General features: G+C 64.7%; 2 protein-coding genes. Both read left to right on the top strand.

The window, feature by feature from the left end; all coding sequences use genetic code 11:
* Positions 1-2,707 (top strand): DNA-directed RNA polymerase subunit beta (locus Q1V87_RS04850; protein ID WP_300591078.1); only part of this gene is annotated, 2,707 nt, incomplete at its 5' end.
* A gap of 46 nt (positions 2,708-2,753) precedes the next feature.
* Positions 2,754-6,192 (top strand): DNA-directed RNA polymerase subunit beta' (gene rpoC / locus Q1V87_RS04845; RefSeq protein ID WP_300591077.1); only part of this gene is annotated, 3,439 nt, incomplete at its 3' end.

Raw genomic sequence — 6,192 nt, 5'->3', positions numbered from 1 at the left:
GGACATCTACCGCAAGCTGCGCCCGGGCGAGCAGGTCGCTGCGGAGGCCGCGCGTGCGCTCCTGGACAACTTCTACTTCAACCCGAAGCGCTACGACCTCGCCAAGGTCGGTCGCTACAAGATCAACCAGAAGCTCGGCCTCTCGGGTCCTCTTAGCGACTCGGTGCTCACCGTCGACGACATCGTCGCGACGATCAAGTACCTCGTCCGCCTGCACCGCGGTGACGCGACTTTCGAGGGCGTTCGTGGCGGCAAGCCGGCGACCATCCGCCTGGATGTCGACGACATCGACAACTTCGGCAACCGCCGCATCCGCGCCGTCGGCGAGCTCATCCAGAATCAGGTCCGCACGGGTCTGTCGCGCATGGAGCGTGTGGTTCGCGAGCGCATGACCACGCAGGACATCGAGGCGATCACCCCGCAGACCCTGATCAACGTGCGCCCCGTCGTGGCGGCGATCAAGGAGTTCTTCGGAACGTCGCAGCTGTCGCAGTTCATGGACCAGAACAACCCGCTCGCGGGTCTGACCCACAAGCGTCGCCTCTCGGCGCTCGGCCCCGGTGGTCTCTCTCGTGAGCGCGCCGGCGTCGAGGTCCGTGACGTCCACCCTTCGCACTACGGCCGCATGTGCCCGATCGAGACGCCGGAAGGCCCGAACATCGGTCTGATCGGTGCTCTCGCGACGTTCGCGCGCATCAACTCGTTCGGTTTCATCGAGACCCCGTACCGCAAGGTCGTCGCCGGTCGCGTGACCGACCAGATCGATTACCTCACTGCCGCCGAGGAGGACGACTTCATCGTCGCCCAGGCCAACGCGCCGCTGAAGGCCGACGGGCACTTCCAGGAGACCCGCGTCCTCGCCCGCAAGAAGGGCGGCGAGGTCGACCTGTTCCCGGCTGAGGACATCGGCTACATGGATGTCTCGCCGCGCCAGATGGTGTCGGTGGCTACCTCGCTCATCCCGTTCCTCGAGCACGACGACGCGAACCGCGCCCTCATGGGTGCGAACATGCAGCGTCAGGCCGTGCCGCTGCTACGCAGCGACTCGCCCGTCGTTGGAACCGGTATGGAGGGCTTCGCCGCGATCGACGCCGGTGACGTGGTCACCGCCAAGCGCGCCGGTGTCGTCATCGAGGTCTCGGCCGATGTCGTGGCCGTGCAGACCGACGAGGGCGGGATCGACGAGTACTTCTTGCGCAAGTTCGACCGCTCCAACCAGGGCACGTCCTACAACCAGCGCGTCATCGTCTCGGCCGGTGAGCGGATCGAAGCCGGCGAGGTCATCGCCGACGGTCCTGCCACCGAGAACGGCGAACTGGCCCTCGGAAAGAACCTCCTCGTCGCGTTCATGACGTGGGAAGGTCACAACTTCGAGGACGCGATCATCCTCAGCCAGGACCTGGTGAAGGATGACACCCTCTCGTCGATCCACATCGAGGAGTACGAGGTCGACGCCCGCGACACGAAGCTCGGCAAGGAGGAGATCACCCGTGATCTCCCCAACGTCAGCCCCGACCTGCTGAAGGACCTCGACGAGCGCGGCATCATCCGCATCGGTGCCGAGGTTCGTCCCGGCGACATCCTCGTCGGCAAGGTCACACCCAAGGGTGAGACCGAGCTGTCGGCCGAGGAGCGCCTGCTCCGCGCGATCTTCAACGAGAAGAGCCGCGAAGTTCGCGACACGTCGCTGAAGGTTCCCCACGGTGAGCAGGGCACGATCATCGCCGTCAAGGAGTTCAACGCCGAAGACGGTGATGACGAGCTCGGCTCGGGCGTGAACCGCCGTGTCGTGGTCTACATCGCCCAGAAGCGCAAGATCACCGAGGGTGACAAGCTCGCCGGCCGTCACGGCAACAAGGGTGTCATCGCGAAGATCCTCCCCGTCGAAGACATGCCCTTCCTCGCTGACGGCACGCCGGTCGACATCATCCTGAACCCGCTCGGTATCCCCGGCCGCATGAACTTCGGCCAGGTGCTGGAGCTTCACCTCGGCTGGATCGCCAAGCAGGGTTGGAAGGTCGAGGGCAACCCTGAGTGGGCAGCACGTCTGCCCGAGATCGCTCGGGAGGCAGCCCCCGGCACGAAGGTCGCGACCCCCGTGTTCGACGGTGCGTACGAGTCCGAGCTGGCAGGCCTGCTCGACTCGACGCTGCCCAACCGTGACGGCGTGCGCCTGATCGACTCCACGGGTAAGACGCAGCTATTCGATGGGCGTTCGGGCGAGCCGTTCCCGGCTCCGATCTCGGTCGGCTACATGTACATCCTGAAGCTGCACCACCTCGTCGACGACAAGATCCACGCGCGTTCGACGGGTCCGTACTCGATGATCACGCAGCAGCCGCTGGGTGGTAAGGCGCAGTTCGGTGGCCAGCGCTTCGGTGAGATGGAGGTGTGGGCCCTCGAGGCCTACGGCGCCGCGTACGCCCTCCAGGAGCTCCTCACGATCAAGTCCGACGACATCCTCGGCCGCGTCAAGGTGTACGAGGCGATTGTCAAGGGCGAGAACATCCAGGAGCCCGGTATCCCCGAGTCGTTCAAGGTCCTCATGAAGGAAATGCAGTCGCTCTGTCTGAACGTCGAGGTCCTCTCGGCCGATGGCACCGCGGTCAACCTCCGCGACACCGACGACGACGCCTTCCGTGCTGCCGAGGAGCTCGGCATCAACATCTCCAGCCGCTTCGAGTCCTCGTCGATCGACGAGATCTGACCCGGCCAGGCAACACAGAATTCCGATACAGGAGAACTGAGAACTCGTGCTCGAATCAACAACTTTCGATCAGCTTCGCATCGGCCTGGCCACCGCTGACGACATCCGTCGCTGGTCCTTCGGTGAGGTCAAGAAGCCCGAAACCATCAACTACCGCACCCTGAAGCCCGAGAAGGACGGTCTGTTCGGTGAGCAGATCTTCGGCCCCTCGCGCGACTGGGAGTGTGCGTGTGGCAAGTACAAGCGTGTGCGCTTCAAGGGCATCGTGTGTGAGCGCTGTGGCGTGGAGGTCACCAAGTCCTCCGTGCGGCGCGAGCGCATGGGCCACATCGAGCTCGCCGCACCCGTCACGCACATCTGGTACTTCAAGGGTGTTCCCTCGCGCCTGGGCTACCTGCTCGACATGGCGCCGAAGGACCTCGAGAAGGTCATCTACTTCGCCGCGTACATGGTGATCTCGGTCGACGAGGAAGCTCGTCACCGCGACCTCGCGACGCAGGAGAACAACCTCCGTCTCGAGCTGAAGACGCTCGCCGACCGCCGCGACGCGCGGATCGCCGCTCGCCTGGCGAAGCTGGAGGAGGAGCTCGCCGCGCTCGAGGCCGAAGGTGCGAAGTCCGACCAGAAGAAGAAGGTCAAGGACGCCGCCGAGAAGGACATGTCGCAGGCCCGCAAGCAGGCCGACGACCAGATCGCCAAGCTCGAGCGCGTGTGGGAAGAGTTCCGCACGCTCGAGGTCGGCTCGCTCAAGGCCGAAGACGAGATCTTCCAGGAGCTGCAGGACCGGTTCGGTCAGTACTTCGAGGCCCACATGGGTGCCGAGTCGATCCAGCGGCGTCTTGCTGCCTTCGACCTGGCAGCTGAGGCTGAAAGCCTGCACCTGCAGATCGCCGAGGGCAAGGGCCAGCGCAAGATCCGTGCGATCAAGCGCCTGAAGGTCGTCAACTCGTTCCTGCAGACCGGCATGAGCCCGGCATCCATGGTGCTCGACGTCGTCCCGGTCATTCCGCCGGAGCTGCGCCCCCTGGTGCAGCTGGATGGTGGCCGCTTCGCGACCTCCGACCTCAACGACCTGTACCGCCGCGTGATCAACCGCAACAACCGTCTTCGCCGCCTGATCGATCTCGGTGCTCCCGAGATCATCGTCAACAACGAGAAGCGGATGCTGCAGGAGGCCGTCGACGCACTGTTCGACAACGGTCGTCGCGGTCGCCCCGTCACCGGTACCGGTAACCGTGCCCTGAAGTCCCTCAGCGACATGCTGAAGGGTAAGCAGGGTCGGTTCCGTCAGAACCTGCTCGGTAAGCGCGTGGACTACTCGGGCCGTTCGGTCATCGTCGTCGGTCCCCGTCTGCAGCTGCACCAGTGTGGCCTTCCCAAGCAGATGGCTCTCGAGCTGTTCAAGCCGTTCGTGATCAAGCGCCTCATCGACCTCGGTCACTCGCAGAACATCAAGGCCGCAAAGCGCGCTGTCGAGCGCACGCGTCCCGAGGTCTGGGACGTGCTCGAAGAGATCATCCGCGAGCGTCCCGTGCTGCTGAACCGTGCACCAACCCTGCACCGCCTGGGTATCCAGGCGTTCGAGCCGCAGCTCGTCGAGGGCAAGGCCATCCAGCTCCACCCGCTCGTGTGTGCAGCCTTCAACGCTGACTTCGACGGTGACCAGATGGCTGTTCACCTGCCGCTGTCGGTCGAGGCTCAGGCCGAGGCTCGCATCCTGATGCTTGCCTCGAACAACATCCTCAAGCCCTCGGACGGACGCCCCGTGACCCTGCCTTCGCAGGACATGATCATCGGCCTCCACCACCTGACCACGGTCAAGGAGGGTGCGCTCGGTGAGGGCCGCGTGTTCGGCTCGGTCGGCGAGGCGATCCTTGCCAAGGACGAGGGCACCCTCGACCTGCAGGCCAAGGTCCGCATCCGTGTCCCGGGTCTGACGTTCCTCGAGGGTGACGCTCCTGAGGGCTACGCCAACCACGGGCTGCTGGACGCTTCGCTCGGTCAGGCGATCTTCAACGACGCCCTCCCCAAGGGGTACCCGTTCGTGCGTGAGCAGGCCGACAAGGGCAAGCTCAGCCAGATCGTCAACAAGCTCGCCGAGGAATACCCCAAGGTCGAGGTTGCCGCGACGCTGGACCGCATCAAGGATGCCGGTTTCTACTGGGCCACGCGCTCGGGTGTGACAGTTGCCCTGAGCGACATCCTCACGCCGCCGAACAAGGCCGAAATCGTCGCGGGCTACGAGAAGCAGGCCGCGAAGGTCCAGGCACAGTTCGAGAAGGGTCTCACCACCGACGCGGAGCGTCGTCAGGAGCTCATCAAGATCTGGACCGAGGCCACCGACGAGGTCCAGAAGGCGATGCGCGCCCACTTCCCCGAAGACAACACCATCAACCGCATGGTGAGCTCGGGTGCTCGTGGTAACTGGCTGCAGATCCGGAACATCGCCGGTATGCGAGGCCTGGTGAACAACCCGAAGGGTGAGATCATCCCCCGTCCGATCATCTCCTCGTACCGCGAGGGTCTGTCGGTGGCGGAGTACTTCATCGCGACGCACGGTGCCCGTAAGGGTCTGGCCGACACGGCCCTCCGTACCGCAGACTCGGGATACCTCACGCGACGCCTCGTGGATGTCTCGCAGGACGTCATCATCCGTGAAGAGGACTGTGGCACATCGAAGGGTCTCGAGTTCACGATCGCTGCCCCCGGCGCCGACGGCAAGCTCGTCCGCGACCCGAACGTCGAGAACTCGGTGTTTGCGCGGACTCTCGCCGCTGACGTCATCGGCGAGAACGGCGACGTTGTGGCTGAGGCCGGCGAGGACGTGGGCGACGTGCTCATCGACAAGCTGGTTGCTGCCGGTGTCACCTCGATCAAGGTGCGCTCGGTCCTGACCTGTGACTCGGCCGTCGGCGTCTGCGCGACCTGCTACGGCCGCTCGCTTGCCACCGGCAAGATCGTCGACATCGGTGAGGCAGTCGGTATCATCGCCGCCCAGTCGATCGGTGAGCCCGGAACCCAGCTGACGATGCGTACCTTCCACACCGGTGGCTCGGCCTCGGCGGAAGACATCACGCAGGGTCTGCCCCGTGTGCAGGAGCTCTTCGAGGCCCGTACCCCCAAGGGTGCGTCGCCGATCGCCGAGTTCGATGGTCGCATCACGATCGACGAGACCGACAAGTCCAAGAAGATCATCCTCACGCCCGACAACGGCGACGAGGCTGTCGTGTACCCAGTCCTCAAGCGCGCGACGCTGCTTGTCGAAGACGGTCAGCACGTCACTGTCGGTCAGCCCCTGCAGGTCGGCACGCTCGACCCCAAGGAGGTCATGCGTGTCCAGGGTGCTCGCGAGGTGCAGAAGTACCTCGTGAACGGCGTCCAGGGTGTCTATCGCTCGCAGGGTGTTCCGATCCACGACAAGCACATCGAGGTCATCGTCCGTCAGATGCTGCGCAAGGTCACGGTCGTCGACCACGGCGACACGA

It is taken from the genome of Microbacterium sp. (genome assembly GCF_030149085.1).
Classification (GTDB): domain Bacteria; phylum Actinomycetota; class Actinomycetes; order Actinomycetales; family Microbacteriaceae; genus Microbacterium.
This window is presented reverse-complemented; position numbering and strand designations above follow the sequence as displayed.